Source organism: Curtobacterium sp. VKM Ac-2852, from assembly GCF_013205045.1.
GTDB classification, from domain to species: domain Bacteria; phylum Actinomycetota; class Actinomycetes; order Actinomycetales; family Microbacteriaceae; genus Curtobacterium; species Curtobacterium flaccumfaciens.
Window position 1 is genome coordinate 118,455 of sequence record NZ_JABMLI010000004.1, and the last position, 14,657, is coordinate 133,111.

14 protein-coding genes are annotated in these 14,657 nt (G+C 71.7%); 5 read left to right on the forward strand and 9 right to left on the reverse strand.

What is annotated here, in order from left to right:
• Positions 1–8: 8 nt before the first annotated feature.
• The 3 genes from HQQ79_RS15620 to HQQ79_RS15630 all read right to left on the reverse strand — a co-directional run bounded on the left by HQQ79_RS15620 (position 9) and on the right by HQQ79_RS15630 (position 1,792).
• A complete protein-coding gene (locus HQQ79_RS15620; RefSeq protein ID WP_173035522.1) occupies positions 9–626 on the reverse strand; it encodes a CE1759 family FMN reductase in 618 nt (205 codons plus the stop codon).
• A gap of 346 nt (positions 627–972) precedes the next feature.
• The gene (gene rpsO / locus HQQ79_RS15625) at positions 973–1,242 is read right to left on the reverse strand and encodes a 30S ribosomal protein S15 (RefSeq protein ID WP_017885935.1); all 270 of its coding nucleotides are present in this window, start codon (positions 1,240–1,242) and stop codon (positions 973–975) included.
• Positions 1,243–1,342: 100 nt separating this feature from the next.
• Positions 1,343–1,792: a VanZ family protein gene (locus tag HQQ79_RS15630; RefSeq protein ID WP_173035524.1), complete on the reverse strand. Its 450-nt coding sequence runs from the start codon at positions 1,790–1,792 to the stop codon at positions 1,343–1,345.
• A gap of 181 nt (positions 1,793–1,973) precedes the next feature.
• Here HQQ79_RS15630 and HQQ79_RS15635 point away from each other — a divergent pair, with 181 nt between their 5' ends.
• The 3 genes from HQQ79_RS15635 to HQQ79_RS15645 are packed head-to-tail and all read left to right on the forward strand — an operon-like array spanning position 1,974 to position 4,457.
• Entirely contained in the window at positions 1,974–3,050 is a 1,077-nt protein-coding gene (locus HQQ79_RS15635) for a glycoside hydrolase family 6 protein (RefSeq protein ID WP_173035526.1), read from the forward strand.
• 58 nt (positions 3,051–3,108) lie between these two features.
• Positions 3,109–4,158, forward strand: a complete 1,050-nt coding sequence (locus HQQ79_RS15640; RefSeq protein ID WP_173035528.1) for a M4 family metallopeptidase — start codon at positions 3,109–3,111, stop codon at positions 4,156–4,158.
• A 29-nt stretch (positions 4,159–4,187) separates the two neighbouring features.
• Positions 4,188–4,457, forward strand: coding sequence for a protealysin inhibitor emfourin (locus HQQ79_RS15645; RefSeq protein WP_071245009.1), 270 nt, complete (start codon positions 4,188–4,190; stop codon positions 4,455–4,457).
• Positions 4,458–4,518: 61 nt separating this feature from the next.
• Here HQQ79_RS15645 and HQQ79_RS15650 read toward each other — a convergent pair whose 3' ends face one another.
• From HQQ79_RS15650 to HQQ79_RS15660, 3 genes are all read right to left on the reverse strand, one after another.
• Complete coding sequence (locus tag HQQ79_RS15650) at positions 4,519–6,762, reverse strand: AAA family ATPase (RefSeq protein WP_367948115.1); 2,244 nt, start codon at positions 6,760–6,762, stop codon at positions 4,519–4,521.
• 78 nt (positions 6,763–6,840) lie between these two features.
• A complete protein-coding gene (locus tag HQQ79_RS15655; protein WP_173035532.1) occupies positions 6,841–7,677 on the reverse strand; it encodes an aldo/keto reductase in 837 nt (278 codons plus the stop codon).
• Positions 7,677–8,048: an FKBP-type peptidyl-prolyl cis-trans isomerase gene (locus HQQ79_RS15660; protein WP_173035534.1), complete on the reverse strand. Its 372-nt coding sequence runs from the start codon at positions 8,046–8,048 to the stop codon at positions 7,677–7,679. The genes HQQ79_RS15655 and HQQ79_RS15660 overlap by 1 nt, the downstream gene beginning before the upstream one ends.
• 69 nt (positions 8,049–8,117) lie before the next feature.
• On the opposite strand from HQQ79_RS15660, the gene HQQ79_RS15665 reads away from it, so the two are divergent.
• Positions 8,118–9,437, forward strand: a complete 1,320-nt coding sequence (locus HQQ79_RS15665; RefSeq protein WP_111094701.1) for an MFS transporter — start codon at positions 8,118–8,120, stop codon at positions 9,435–9,437.
• Positions 9,438–9,626: 189 nt separating this feature from the next.
• Positions 9,627–10,712, forward strand: coding sequence for a YihY/virulence factor BrkB family protein (locus HQQ79_RS15670; RefSeq protein ID WP_051596533.1), 1,086 nt, complete (start codon positions 9,627–9,629; stop codon positions 10,710–10,712).
• A gap of 55 nt (positions 10,713–10,767) precedes the next feature.
• On the opposite strand, the gene HQQ79_RS15675 is transcribed toward HQQ79_RS15670, so the two are convergent.
• The 3 genes from HQQ79_RS15675 to HQQ79_RS15685 all read right to left on the reverse strand — a co-directional run bounded on the left by HQQ79_RS15675 (position 10,768) and on the right by HQQ79_RS15685 (position 14,640).
• Positions 10,768–12,252: an aspartate ammonia-lyase gene (locus HQQ79_RS15675; protein ID WP_027464740.1), complete on the reverse strand. Its 1,485-nt coding sequence runs from the start codon at positions 12,250–12,252 to the stop codon at positions 10,768–10,770.
• A gap of 779 nt (positions 12,253–13,031) precedes the next feature.
• Complete coding sequence (locus HQQ79_RS15680) at positions 13,032–13,328, reverse strand: hypothetical protein (RefSeq protein ID WP_027464739.1); 297 nt, start codon at positions 13,326–13,328, stop codon at positions 13,032–13,034.
• A gap of 55 nt (positions 13,329–13,383) precedes the next feature.
• Positions 13,384–14,640 (reverse strand): inorganic phosphate transporter, encoded by a 1,257-nt coding sequence (locus HQQ79_RS15685; RefSeq protein ID WP_035807670.1) that lies wholly within the window; start codon positions 14,638–14,640, stop codon positions 13,384–13,386.
• Positions 14,641–14,657: the final 17 nt, after the last annotated feature.

A 14,657-nucleotide genomic window follows, 5' to 3' on the forward strand; every position in this document is an offset into this window, starting at 1 on the left:
GACCCCGGTCAGTGGCCGAGGCCGCCGAGCAGGCTCGCGAAGTCCGGGGTCGCAGGGAGCGCGTCGGCTTCCTGCGGAGCCCGCCTGGAGGCCCGGATCACCCACGCCAGGTCGGCTCCGGCCCGGCGGATGCGACCGTCCAGGGCGGCCGCGTCACCGTCGGTTCCCCAGTCGTCGGTCGCGGCGAAGACCCCGGTGGGCACGATCGCCGCACGCAGGTACGCGAAGACGGGCCGCAGGGCGTGGTCGATCGCGAGGGAGTGCCGCGAGGTCCCGCCGGTGGCCCCGAGCAGGACGGGCATGTCGGCCATCGAGTCCTTGTCGAGCACGTCCAGGAACGACTTCGCCAGTCCACTGACGCCCGCGGTGAAGATCGGCGTGACGAACACGACGGCGTCGGCCTCGACCACGGCAGCCATCGCTGCGGAGAGCGCCGGGGCGGCGAAGCCGGTGAGCATCGCGTCGGTGATCTCGTGCGCGAGCGGCCGGAGTTCGACGTGCACGACGTGTGCCGGAGTGCCCTCGGCGACGAGCGACGCCACGGCGGCCTCGCCCAGACGGTCGGCGAGCAGGCGGGTGGAGCTGGGCTCGGAGAGTCCGGCAGAGACGACGGCGATGGTGGTCATGATGCTTCCCGACTTTCGATGCGTTTGCATGAACATAGCATCCAACCGGGTACCCGTCGCAACCATTCCCGCCGTCGAGCAGCGTGCCGATCGGTCACGACTTCCCGCGCGCCGACTGCGGAGCGGTCACGAAGTGTCGACTGGGACCGCGCTGGCCGACGAGTCGTGACCGCGGGACGAGCGCGGGCGACGTGTCGTGACCAGCCTCGTGACCGACCTCGTCACCGACCGAGGACGGAGCGCGGACTGAACGGGGCCCGACCGAGCGTCGAACGCCCCGGGAACGAAGAACGCCCCGGTCCTCACGAAGAGGTCCGGGGCGTTCGGTCAAGCGTGTGTCGGTCGACTAGCGACGCAGGCCGAGACGCTCGATGAGCGTGCGGTAGCGGGCGATGTCGACGTCGGAGAGGTAGCCGAGGAGACGGCGACGCTGACCGACCATGAGGAGCAGGCCACGACGCGAGTGGTGGTCGTGCTTGTGCTCCTTGAGGTGCTCGTTCAGGTCGTTGATACGACGCGTCAGAACGGCGACCTGGACCTCGGGGGATCCGGTGTCGCCCGGGTGGGTCGCGTACTCTTCGATGATCTCCTGCTTGACCTGTGCGTCAAGTGCCATGGTGATCCCCTTCCTGTCCGTTGCGCGGTGCCCGTGCCTGATGCACGAGCGCTCTTTGTCCGCGGCCGTTCGACGGCAACCGCACAAGACTACCAGAGTCCTAGGCGGTCCTGGTGTGCAGACGGCGTCGGCGGCGACGCTCCGGCAGCAGACCGCGGACGAGTCCGACCAGCGTCGCGCCGAGCAGCCCGCCGAGGCCGTTCGACAGCACGTCGCGCGGGTCCGCGACGCGGTACGGCAGGTAGGTGGCCTGCGCGAACTCGATGCCCGTGGACAGCGCGACCGCGACGAGCGCGCCGAGGATCCACCAGCGCCGGGGCAGCCACAGCGCCGCGAGCACCCCCACCGGCACGAACATGGCGATGTTGGCGAGGAACTCGGTGCGCTCGTACGTGAACCACGCACCGTGCGGCAGCTGCTGCACCCAGGCGATCGCGTGCAGCACGAGCGAGTTCTGGGCCGAGGTGAAGACCTGCGGGGTCAGCGTCATCCGCCAGATCACCCAGGCGTAGCCCGCGGTCAGGGCGAGGAGGAGGAGTCGACGGAACATCCGGACAGTGTGCGGCACGGTCCTGGCCGGTCGCTGGAGCGCTCCTGTCAGGCGGCGGTACGACTCCTGGGGGATCGGGCTCGGCGCTGGTCAGGACTCCCCCGCACCTGCCAGCATGGGTCGGGGCGCGATCGGTGCCCACACCACCGACACCGCACGGGCAGATCAGGAGCACCGCAGCATGCCGGAGCACGAGGCACCCAGCACCCCACGCCGCAGCCGCACCGGCGGCCCGCGGCAGTGGGGGTGGATCGCCGTCGCCGCCGTCGTCGTCGCCGCGGTCGTCACGACGCTCGTGGTCGTCGGCCCGTGGAACGGCGGCCAGCCGGACGGCGACGGCACCCCGAGCGGGCGCACCGTCGCCGAGCGGAAGTCCGCCGCCGAGGCGTTCCCGGGCGGGCTCGCGCGCCAGCCGACCGCCGTGAACCAGGCCAGCATCCGCGAGCGACAGGCACGGGCCGCCGGCGACGCGGCGACCGCCGAGCAGATCGCCGTGATCGCCGACCAGCCGATCGCGACCTGGCTGACGAACACTTCGCAGGCCGAGACCCGCTCGACGATCCGGTCGGTGGTCAGCACGGCGAAGCAACGTGGCGGCACCCCCGTGTTCGTCCTCTACAGCATCCCGGACCGCGACTGCGGCAGCTACTCGAAGGGCGGCACCGCGGACGACGCCTACCTGCCGTGGGTCCGGTCGGCCGTCCGTGCGATGGCCGGTTCACACGCCGTCGTGCTCGTCGAACCCGACTCGATCGCGCAGATCCAGAACTGCGAGCGGCTGCGCGACGAGCGCCTGCCCCTGCTGCGGAAGGCCGTCGACGCGCTGACCGGCCACGGGCTCACCGTGTACCTGGACGGCGGCAACGAGAACCGCGTGCCGACCGCCACCATGGCGGACTGGCTGCGGCAGGCCGGCGTCGACGAGGTGCAGGGGTTCTTCACGAACGTGTCGAACTTCTACCGTGTCGACCAGGAGCGCGCGTACGCCGACGAGCTCGCCGACGCGATCGGCGGCGACCCGCACTTCGTCATCGACGTCTCCCGGAACGGGCAGGGGTGGCGGGGAACCTGGTGCAACCCCGAGGGCGCCGGCCTCGGCCAGGAGCCGCACGTCACCGGCGGCAGCACCCGGCTCGACGCCCTGCTCTGGGTGAAGACGCCGGGACTCAGCGACGGCACCTGCAACGGCGGCCCCGCGGCCGGCCAGTGGTGGGAGTCGTACGCGCTGGCCCTCGTCGAGCGCCGCAAGCGCGACTGACCACGCCACGAGACAGCCCGCGCAGGGCCGTGTCGGTGCCCGGTGGTTGCATGTGCGCATGACCGCGACCGACCGCCTCCGCTCCGTCGTCCCGCCCTACCTGCTCCGCGCCGTCGCCGATGCCGATGCGTTCCCGCGGGCAGCCTCGGCGGCACGCACCGCACTGGACTCGCTCGACGCCGTGCAGGCGCCGAAGCACGAGCACCTGGTCGCGCCGCGCGGCGTCAGCGGCGCCGTCGACCGCTCCCCGCAGCGGACGATCACCGACGCGCACGGCACCACGACGCTGCCCGGCACCATCGTCCGGCGCGAGGGCGACGCCGACTCCGGTGACGCCGCGGTCGACGAGGCGTACGCGGGCCTCGGCGCCACGCACGCCTTCTGGCTCGAGGTGTTCGACCGGGTGTCGATCGACGGCGCGGGGCTCCCCCTCGACGCGACCGTGCACTACGGCCAGGACTACGACAACGCCTACTGGGACGGCAACCGGATGGTGTTCGGCGACGGCGACGACGAGGTGTTCCGCCGCTTCACCGTCGCGCTCGACGTCATCGGCCACGAGCTCGCGCACGGCGTCACGCAGTACACCGCCGACCTGACCTACCAGGGCCAGTCGGGCGCCCTCAACGAGTCGATCAGCGACGTCTTCGGCTCCCTGGTCGCCCAGTACGCTGCGGGGCAGACGGCGGACCAGGCGAGCTGGCTCATCGGCGAGGGGCTGTTCACCGACGCCGTGCAGGGCGACGCGCTCCGGTCGATGCGAGCCCCCGGCACCGCGTACGACGACCCGGTGCTCGGGAAGGACCCGCAACCGGCGACCATGGCCGGGTTCGTCGACACCACGGACGACGCCGGCGGGGTCCACACGAACTCCGGCATCCCGAACCACGCGTTCTTCCTGGCGGCCACGGCGATCGGCGGCCCCGCGTGGCTGGGCGCCGGTGCCGTCTGGTGGGACGCCCTGACGTCGCCCGAGGTGACCGCCTCGATCGACTTCACGGGCTTCGCCACCGTCACCGTCGACGTCGCCGGGCGGCGGTTCGGGGACGGCTCCGCCGAGCAGACCGCGGTGCGCCAGGCCTGGCAGCGCGTGGGCGTGCTCGACTGACCGCGCCACCCGGGCGTAGCGTCGAGGGCATGCGCATCGAGGTCCGCCGCACCGGGGGCTTCGCCGGCACCACACGGCGCTGGCGGGTCGACACCGACACGAGCAGCGACCCCACGGCGTGGTCCGAGGTCGTCGATGCGCTGCAGCGCACCCCGGCGCCGACGGCAGCGCCCGTCCCCGACGACTTCAGCTGGACGATCACCGTCGAGCGCACCACCGTGACGATCCCGGGTCGCCGCCTCGACGGTCCGTGGGCCGACCTGGTCGCGCGTGTGCGCTCCGAGGGCGACCCGACCTGAGCCGGGAGGCCCGTGGCGGGCCCGCACCGGGCCTCCCGTCCGCCCCGCGGTGACGCGACCGTCAGTCGACGTCGATGACCGTCAGGCGACGGGTCGGACGCGTCATCGCGACGTACACCGCGGCGGCGGCACGGGCGGCGTCGGCGCCCACGCCGTCCGGGTCGACGAGCAGCACACCGTCGAACTCCAGGCCCTTGGCGTCCGCACCCGTCAGCACCGTGAGCGAGCCGGCGTTCGGCGAGGCGAGCCCCCGGACGTCCGCCTCGGTGCGGGCGAGCCGCTGCCGGATCGTGTCGACCTGGGACTCGGGGACGATGACGCCGATGGTGCCGGAGCCGATCCGGGCACGCTCGGCGTCGGCGACCGCGACGACGGTGTCGAGCAGGTCGGCCCGGGCGACGCGGACACGCTCGACCGGGTCGCCGTCGCGCACGGCCTCGTTGCGCGTGACGGTGAGGTCTGCGCTGTCCGCGAAGGCCCCGGCGGCCTCGACGATGGAGCGCGGGGTGCGGTAGTTCACCGTGAGCTGCTCGATGCGGTGGTCGAGCGGCACCTGCGGCGCACGGCCGCGTCGGCGACGCGCGAGCGCTCCGATGACGTCGTCCCAGGTGCGTGCGGCACCCGGCGAGGAACCCTGCGCCATGTCGCCGACTATCGTGAACGAGCGCAGCGGGTTGCGGCGGGCGAGCACGCGCCACTGCATCGGCGAGAGCTCCTGCGCCTCGTCGACGACGATGTGCCCGTAGGTCCACTCGCGGTCGTCGGCGGCGCGCTCGGCGGTGGAGCGGGGGTCGCCGCCCTCGGCGAACGAGCCGGCGACCTGCTCGGCGCTGACGATGCCCTCGACGCCCATGTTCTCGATGGCCTGGCGGGCGTTCTCGATGTCGCGATTCCGGCTGGCCTTCGCCGCGCGCTTGGCGGCGCCGCCGGTCGGGTCGAACGGGCCGAGCAGTTCGGCGGCCTCGTCGAGCAGGGGGACGTCCTCGACGGTCCAGGCTGCGCCTCGGGCGCGCTGCAGCAGGGCTCGGCGCTCCGGGGTCCAGTCCGGGGTGAGCGAGGCGAGCCAGTTCGGCCGGGCGTAGAGGTCCTCGAGGAACTTCTCCGGCGGCAGCGGCAGCCACGCGGTGTTGAGCAGCACGCGGGCGTCGTACGAACTCCGGATGTCCTCGCGCAGCACCTTCTCGTCGGCCTCGTCCACCGTGGTGCCGCGTTCCCGCAGCTGCTCGGCGAGCAGGCGGGTCATGGCGTCGAGGGCGGTCTTGTTGAACGTGACGCGGGCGGCGTTGTGCGGCTTGCCGCGGTCCTGCGCACGCTTCATGGCGTCGGCGACGAGCTGCGGCGGCACGACGAGCCGCTCGCCCTCGACGTCGAGCGTGACCGACTCGGTCGGCACGACCTGGCGCGAGCGCACGGCCCGCCGAAGGAGTGACGCCATCTGCGCTGCGCCCTTCACGGCGGCGACGTCGCGGGAGTCGTGCGTCGTCGCGTGCACGCCCGGGTAGAGCGACCCGAGCGACGCCATCACGACACCGGTCTCGCCGAGCGACGGGAGCACCTGCTCGATGTACGTCAGGAACGCCGGGGACGGACCGACCATGAGCACGCCGGAGCCCCGCAGCCGCTCGCGGTACGAGTAGAGCAGGTAGGCGGCCCGGTGCAGCGCCACGGCGGTCTTGCCGGTGCCGGGGCCGCCCTGCACGATGAGCACGCCCTCGAGCGGGGAGCGGATGATGCGGTCCTGCTCGCCCTGGATCGTCGCGACGATGTCGGTCATCCGGCCGGTGCGCTCGGCGGTCACCGCGGCGAGCAGCGCCCCCTCGCCCTGCAGGTGGGTGCGCTCGTCGTCGTAGAGCGAGGCGTCGAACACCTCGTCCTCGACGCCGACCACGCGACGACCCTGCAGGGACAGGTGCCGGCGGGACCGCATGCCCATCGGGTGCGCTGCGGTGGCCTGGTAGAAGGCGCTCGCACCGGGGACGCGCCAGTCGAGCAGCAGCGGCCGGTGCTCGGCGTCGCGCAGCCCCACCCGGCCGATGTACCGGAAGGTGTCGTCGGGGTTGTCGGGCTCGGCGACCTCGAGCCGGCCGAAGACCAGCCGGTCCCCCACCCGCTCGAGCGTCGCGACGGTGTCCTCGTAGAGCCGGGCGTACGCATCGCGCTCGCTGCGGCTCTGGTGGTTCCCGCCGACCGCCTGTCGGCGGGTCTCGGCGAGGCGCTGCTCGGCCTCGGCGGTCAGCTCGTCGAGACGACGGAAGAGGCCGTCGACGTAGCCGCGTTCACGGTCGATCTCGGTCGGTTCGGACACACGCAACCCTTCGGGAAGAGGGGGAACCAGTGTACTGCCCACCGGGAGCCCCGCTGTCCCCGAAGGGTCGCGTCGGAGTCACATCTCTTCGTGCGTGTCCGGGTCGCCGTCCCACAGACGACCGCGCTCGAGCGCGGAGATCGCCTGCACCTCGTCGTCGGTCAGCTCGAAGCCGAAGACGTCGAGGTTCTCCTTCTGGCGGGCGGTATCGCCCGACTTCGGCACCGGCACGGCACCGAGCTGGACGTGCCAGCGCAACACGACCTGGCCGGGGGCCACACCGTGCGCCGCGGCGGCGTCGACGATCGGCTGCTCGGTGAGCAGTTCCGACCGCTTCGCGAGCGGGCTCCAGCTCTCGGTCACGATGCCGAGCTCCTGGTGCACCTTCCGCAGTTCCGCCTGGGGGAAGTACGGGTGCAGCTCCACCTGGTTGACAGCCGGGGCGACCCCGGTGGCGTCGACGATGCGGCGGAGGTGCTCGGGCGTGAAGTTCGAGACGCCGATCGAGCGGACCTTGCCGCTGTCGCGGAGGTCGACGAACGCCTTCCAGGTGTCGACGAACTTGTCCACCGACGGGTTCGGCCAGTGGATCAGGTACAGGTCGACGTGGTCGAGCCCCAGGTTGCCGAGGGTCTCGTCGATCGAGCGGTGCGCCTCGTCGTAGCCGTGGTGCCGACCGGGCAGCTTCGACGTGACCACGAGGTCCTCGCGCGCCACCTCGGACTCGCGGACGGCCTTGCCGACGGCGTCCTCGTTGCCGTAGTTCAGCGCCGTGTCGAGCAGCCGGTAGCCGCTCGCGATCGCGGTGCCGACCGCCGCAGCGCCCTCGTCGCCGTTCAGGCCGTAGGTGCCGAGGCCGAGCTCCGGGAACCGGTGGCCGTCGTTCAGCTCGATCGTCGGGGCACCGACCTGCATCAGCGGACCCCGAGCAGGTCGATCACGAAGATGAGGGTCTTGCCGGACAGGAAGTGCCCACCACCGGCGGGACCGTAGGCGAGCTCCGGCGGGACGACGAGCTTGCGGCGACCGCCGACCTTCATGCCGGGGATGCCCTCCTGCCAGCCGCGCACCAGGGCCGCGAGCGGGAAGTCGATGGGCTCGCCGCGGTTCCAGGAGCTGTCGAACTCCTCGCCGGTCTCGTACTCGACCCCGGCGTAGTGGACCTTGACGGTGGAGCCGGCGGACGCTTCCTCGCCGGAGCCCTCGACGATGTCGGTGATGACGAGCTCGGTGGGGGCGGGGCCCTCGGGGGCGTCGAACTCGGGCTTGCTGTTCAGGTCAGTCATGCCGATCAGTCAACCAGAGCGCGCACCGGGCACGCGCAACGAGCGTCCAGCCCGCAGAATGGTTCCACCGTGACACCATCGACTCCCGCACCGCCGCGCCGCCGCCTGCTCGCCGACCTCACCCCGCTCCGTCGCTCCCCCGCCTTCGCCCGGCTCTGGGCCGGCACCGCGATCGCCGGCATCGGCACCCAGATGACCACCGTCGCCGTCGGGCTCGAGGTCTACGAGATCACCCGCTCGACGTTCGCCGTGGCCCTGGTGGGTGTCATCGCGCTCGTGCCGATGATCGTCGCCGGCCTGTACGGCGGCATGCTCGCGGACGCCTTCGACCGACGCCTCGTCGCGCTCGTGTCGTCGATCATCGCCTGGGTCGCCGTCGCCCTGATCGCCACGCACGCCTGGCTCGACCTGCACAGCGTCGCACTGCTCTACGTGCTCGCGACGGTCAACGCCGTGGCCGCCACCGTCAGCAACGCCTCCCGCTCGGCCATCGTCCCGCGGCTCGTCGGTACCGACCTGCTGCCGGCGGCGAGCGCCCTGGGCGGGATCGCGTCCGGGTTCCAGGTCACCGTGGGTCCGGCGATCGCCGGCGTGCTCATCGCGAGCGTCGGGTTCGCGCCGACCTACACGATCGACGTCGTGCTGTTCACGTTCGCGTTCCTCGGGGTGTTCACGCTGCCCCGGATGGCCGCCGACCACGACGCACTGCGGCCCGGGCTCGGCTCGCTCATCGAGGGCGCGAAGTTCCTGCGGCGGTCGCGCAACATCACGATGACGTTCGTGCTCGACATCATCGCGATGACCTTCGGGCAGCCGCGTGTGCTGTTCCCCGCGATCGGCGCGCTCGTCATCGGCGGTGGGTCGATCACCGTCGGTACCCTGACCGCCGCGTACGCGATCGGGGCGCTGCTGTCGAGCGTGTTCTCCGGGCCGCTCGGGCACGTCCGACGCCAGGGTGAGGCCGTCGGCTGGGCCATCACGGCGTACGGCGGGGCGATCGCGGCGTTCGGTGTGGTCATCGCGCTGGCGCACGTGCTCGGCGGCCGCTCGGGCGAGGCGTTCGGCGTCGAGATCCTGCCCGCCCTCGGGCTCGCGGCGCTCTTCCTGGCGATGGCCGGCGGCGCGGACAACGTCAGCTCGGTGTTCCGGAACACGATCCTGCAGGCGGCGTCGCCGGACGGCATGCGCGGTCGGCTGCAGGGCATCTTCATCGTCGTCGTCACAGGGGGCCCGCGGCTCGGCGACCTGTACGCCGGTCTGGTCGTCGCGGCCGGCATCGCGTACCCGCCGGTCATCGGCGGCGTGCTCATCATCGGCCTCGTCGCGCTGCTCCTCCGGATGGTCCCGTCGTTCCGCCGATACGACGCCCTGCACCCCCACGCCAACTGACCGCGGGCGGCGGTCGGGTCGGGGCCGCAAAACACCGGTGTTCGCGTGTGGAACACACGCGTTCCGCGGTGCGGAGCGTGAACACCGGTGTCTTGCCGGCGCACCAGCGCGACCAACAGGCAGTCTGGAGGCCCGTGGCGGCGCCGCCACGGGCCTCCAGGACCGCGCGTGTCGGGTACCGTACGAGACATGCCGGACAGCGCATCGCGCGACCTCCAGCGGACCGGAGTCCGCGCCGTCGTCCGGCGCACCTACCACTCGGTCATCCGGCACCGCGTCGTCGACGCGGCCGCGTCGCTGACGTTCTTCGCGCTGCTGACGGTGTTCCCGACCGCGCTGGCGGTCGTGTCGGCGCTGTCCATCGTCGACCGCAAGGGCGACAGCCTGACCGACATCGTCGAGGTCCTCGGGTTCATCGTCCGGCCGGAGACCGCCGAGCACCTCGAGGGGCCGCTCCGGCAGCTGCTGACCCTGGACAACCCGTGGCTCGGATTCACGATCGGCGTCGTGCTGACGCTCTGGTCGCTGTCCGGCTACGCGACGGCGTTCGGGCGGGCGATGAACACCGCCTACGAGGTCGAGGAGGGCCGGCGGATCTGGAAGTTCCGCAGCATGATGCTCCTCGTCACGCTGCTCGTCATGGTCGGCGGTGCCGTCGCCATCGTCATCCTGCTCGGCACACCGACGATCTCCGAGGCCGTCATCCGACAGCTCGGGTGGGCGCCCTGGATCGACGACGTGTGGAACGTGGTGAAGTGGCCGGTGCTCGCGGCCGACCTCGTCGTGATGGTTGCGGTGCTCTACTACGCGACGCCGAACGTGAAGACCCCGCAGCTGCGGTGGGTGTCGGCCGGTGCCGCGTTCGCGATCGTGACCTGGGCCATCGCCACGGTGGGGTTCGCGCTGTACGTGGAGACCCTCGGCGGCGGGAACCGCGCGTACGGGTGGCTCGGTGGCGCGATCCTGCTGCTCGTGTACCTGTACATCTCGAACTTCGTGCTCGTGGTCGGCGGGGAGCTCGACTCCGAGGTGATCCGGATGCGGCAGCTACTCGCCGGCATCGAGGCGGACGAGTCGATCCGGCTGCCGTTGCGGGACGTCACGCGGAACTTCACGCTCGCGCGCTGGCGGGACCAGGACATCGCGGCCGCGCAGCACGTGCGGGCCGAGGCCGCGCGGGTGGCCGAGGAAGAGGACGCCGAGCTGACCCCGGGCGAGGAGCACCTGCGGGCGATGGCGCAGCAGGTGCGGGTGGGCGAGCGGCCGCTGCCCTGACGGGTGCGTGCGGGCGCGCGCGTGGGCGCGTGCTTGTCGGCGCGGACGCCCCACGTCAGCGCTTGCGCGCCTCGGCGTCCAGCATCTCCTCGGTGATGATCGGGATCGCACCCGTCGCCAGCTCGATGCCCGACAGCCGTGCCGGGCTGAGCACCCGCATGACCTGGTCCTCCTCCATCAGCCCCGCGGCCACCACGAGCGTCGAGATCGGCGTCGAGGTGGTCAGCGCCGTGTGCGCGATCGACGCAGCCGCCGCGTACCCGATGTACGGCGTGAGCGCGGTGACGACGCCGACGTTCGTGTCGACCTGGGCCGCGAGCTTCGCCTCGTTCGCCTCGATGCCGACGACGCAGTGCTCGCGCAGGGTCGCGCAGCCGCGGGACATCCACTGCAGCGACTGCAGGATCGAGTGGGCGATGATCGGCTCGAAGGCGTTGAGCTGCAGCTGCCCGCTCTCCGCCGCCATCGTCACGGTGGTGTCGGCCCCGGCGACCGCGTAGGCGATCTGGTTCACGACCTCGGGGATCACCGGGTTGACCTTGCCCGGCATGATCGACGAGCCGGCCTGGCGAGCGGGCAGGGTGATCTCACCGAGACCCGCCTGCGGACCGGACGACAGCAGCCGCAGGTCGTTGCAGATCTTCGAGAGCTTCGCGGCGCTGCGCTTCACCGTGCCGGACAGGGTCATGAACGCACCGGCGTCGCTCGTCGCCTCGATGAGGTCGGGGGCGGTGACGACGTCGATGCCGCTCGCCTCCTGCAGCTGCCGACGGACCTCGTCGCGGTAGAGCGGGTCCGCGGTGATCCCGGTGCCGATCGCCGTGGCGCCGAGGTTCATCTCGGCGAGCAGCGGCATCACCTTGCGGAGCAGGTCCGCGTCCTCCTGGATCGTGTGCGAGAACCCGGTGAACTCCTGCCCGAGGGTCATCGGCACGGCGTCCTGCAGCTGCGTCCGGCCCACCTTCAGCACGTCGGCGAAGGCGCGGCCCCGCTCGGCGAACGCCGCCGACAGTTCTTCGAGCTGCACGATCAGACGACGGACCCCGAAGATCATCGCGATCTTGATGCTCGTCGGGTACGTGTCGTTCGTCGACTGGCTGCGGTTCACGTGGTCGATCGGGTGCAGGTACGCGTAGTCGCCCCGCTCCCGCCCGAGGAGTTCGAGGGCCCGGTTCGCGAGCACCTCGTTCGTGTTCATGTTCGTGCTCGTCCCGGCGCCGCCCTGCACGACGTCGACGACGAACTGCTCGCGGAGCGCCCCGTCGCGGACCTCCTGGGCCGCGCGGTCGATCGCATCGGCGCGCTCCTCGTCGAGGACACCGATCGCCCGGTTCGCCCGCGCCGCCGCCTGCTTCACGGTGACGAGCGCCTCGATGAGGTCCGGGTACACGGCGATCGGGACGGAGGTGATCGGGAAGTTCTCGAGCGCCCGCAACGTGTTGACGCCCCAGTACGCGTCGTTCGGGACCTCTCGTGATCCCAGCGAGTCGCTCTCGGTCCGCGTCGTCGTCGTCACAGGTGCCTCCTCGTTGCCGGTCACACGTCGAGGCTAGTCCCGTCCGTCCGGCCGGTCCGGGAACGCGCCGGGGCTGGTGGGACCGGCACGTTCCTGCGCGAGCGGGCGAAATGCCGCGGTCGCCTCGGCAACGCACGCCGGTCTTTCGCCCGCTCACCCGGGGCCGGCTTGGAGGCCCGGTGCCCGGCCGCCACGGGCCTCCCGTCGCTTCGTGAGCAGAAGGTGTCGGGACCCAGACGGCGACCCGACATCTTCTGCTCACCAAGAACGCGCCGCCCGCGCGAGCGGGCGAAATGGCGTGGTCGCCTCGGCAACGCACGCCGGTATTCCGCCCGCTCGCCCGCGACGGCCTGGAGGCGCGGTGCTAGGCCGCCACGGGCCTCCCGTCCGACCCGCGGGCACGCCCGGACGCCCGCGCTCGCCCTTCGTGAGCAGAAGACGTCGGGTCCAGACGGCGACCCGACATCTTCTGCTCACCAAGAACGCGCCGCCCGCGCGAGCGGGCGAAATGGCGTGGTCGCCTCGGCAACGCACGCCGGTATTCCGCCCGCTCGCCCGCGACGGCCTGGAGGCGCGGTGCCAGGCCGCCACGGGCCTCCCGTCCGACCCGCAGGCACGCCCGGGACGCGAGCGGGCGAGATGGCGGGGTTGCTGGGCGCGAAGACGCGGGCATTTCGCCCGCTCGCGCAGCGCACGCAGCGCACCGCACGCAGCGCACGCAGCGCACGCGCGACGAGTGAGCAGAAGACGCCGGGTCGCGAAGGGCGACCCGGCGTCTTCGGCTCACTTGGTGAGCGGGCCCGTCAGTGGAACTGCGGGACGATGAGGTAGATGCCGTAGAGCACGACGGCGCCGCACACGACGAAGCACGCGATGGCCGCGGCACGGAGCGCACGTGCCGCTGCCGAGGCTCCGGCCGGGTTCGGGAAGCCGGCGGTGGCCGGGCCGATCGTGCCGTCGTCCTTCACGGTGAACTTGCCTTCGCGGGTGTCGGCGGCGCTCCAGAGACGGAGGCCGACCGAGTACACAGCGACGACGAAGCACGACGAGACCACGGCGACGAGCGCCACGGTGAGGAAGGCAAACCAGTCGATGCCCATCAGCGGTCTCCCCCTTCGAGGAATGCAAAACTGCGTCCGTCAAGCGCGATGCCCATCAGCGACGGCCTCCCTTGCGGGCCGCCATGCGACGGAGCGTGCGCTCGCGGCTCAGTTCGGCGCGACGCTGAGCGACCGCGTCGGCACGCTTCTTGCGCTGCATGTCACGCAGCTCCTTGCGGGTCAGGACCGCGTTCGCGGCGACGTCGACCTCGATCGCGGAGGCCTGCTCGTGCGGCTTGCGGAGCGACCACAGGTACAGGCCGAGGATGACGACGGCACCGATCACGGCGTCGAGTACCAGCCCGATGACGCCGAGGCGGGCGATGCCCGAGGCGACCGCACCGACCGCGGCGGCCGCGGGCAGGGTGATGAACCAGGCGATGACGATCTTGCCGGCGGTCGACCACTGGATCTTCGAGCCGCGGCGGCCGAGACCGGCACCGATGATGGAGCCCGAGGACACCTGCGTGGTCGACAGCGCGAAGCCGAGGTGGCTGGAGGCGAGGATCGTCGCGGCGGTCGAGGCCTCGGCGGCGAAGCCCTGCGTCGCACGGATCTCGGTGATGCCCGAGCCGAGGGTGCGGATGATGCGCCAACCGCCGGTGTAGGTACCGAGGGCGATCGCGAGGGCACAGGCGACGACGACCCAGAACTGCACGCCCTGGTTCGACGACTGCGCGCCCGAGGCGATGAGGGTGAGCGTGATGACACCCATCGTCTTCTGCGCGTCGTTGGTGCCGTGTGCCAGGGACACCATCGAGCTGGTGAAGACCTGCCCGATGCGGAACCCGCCGCGCTCGTTCGGGAACACCGGACGCTTCGTGATCCGGTACGCGATGCGCGTCGACAGGAACGACACGAGCGCGGCGATCACGGGCGAGGCGAACGCCGGGATGATCACCACCGTCAGCAGCGCGACGTAGTTGACCGACTGGAACCCGGCACCGACGATCGCGGCACCGATGAGCCCGCCGAACAGTGCGTGCGACGACGATGACGGCAGCCCGCGGAGCCACGTGATCATGTTCCAGACGACTGCCCCGATCAGGCCCGCGAAGATCATCTCCGGGCTGATGGCGACGCCACCGGGCCCCTCGTTGATCAACCCGTGCGAGATCGATGTCGCCACGGCGGTGCTGAGGAACGCACCGACCAGGTTGAGCACCGCAGCGACGGTGACCGCCACCTTGGGCTTCATGGCGCCGGTCGCGATCGGGGTCGCCATCGCGTTGGCGGTGTCGTGAAAACCGTTTGTGAAGTCGAAGAAGAGGGCCAACGCGATGACCAGGACGACTATGAGTGTGATGTCCACCGCGGGCAAGTGTCGCA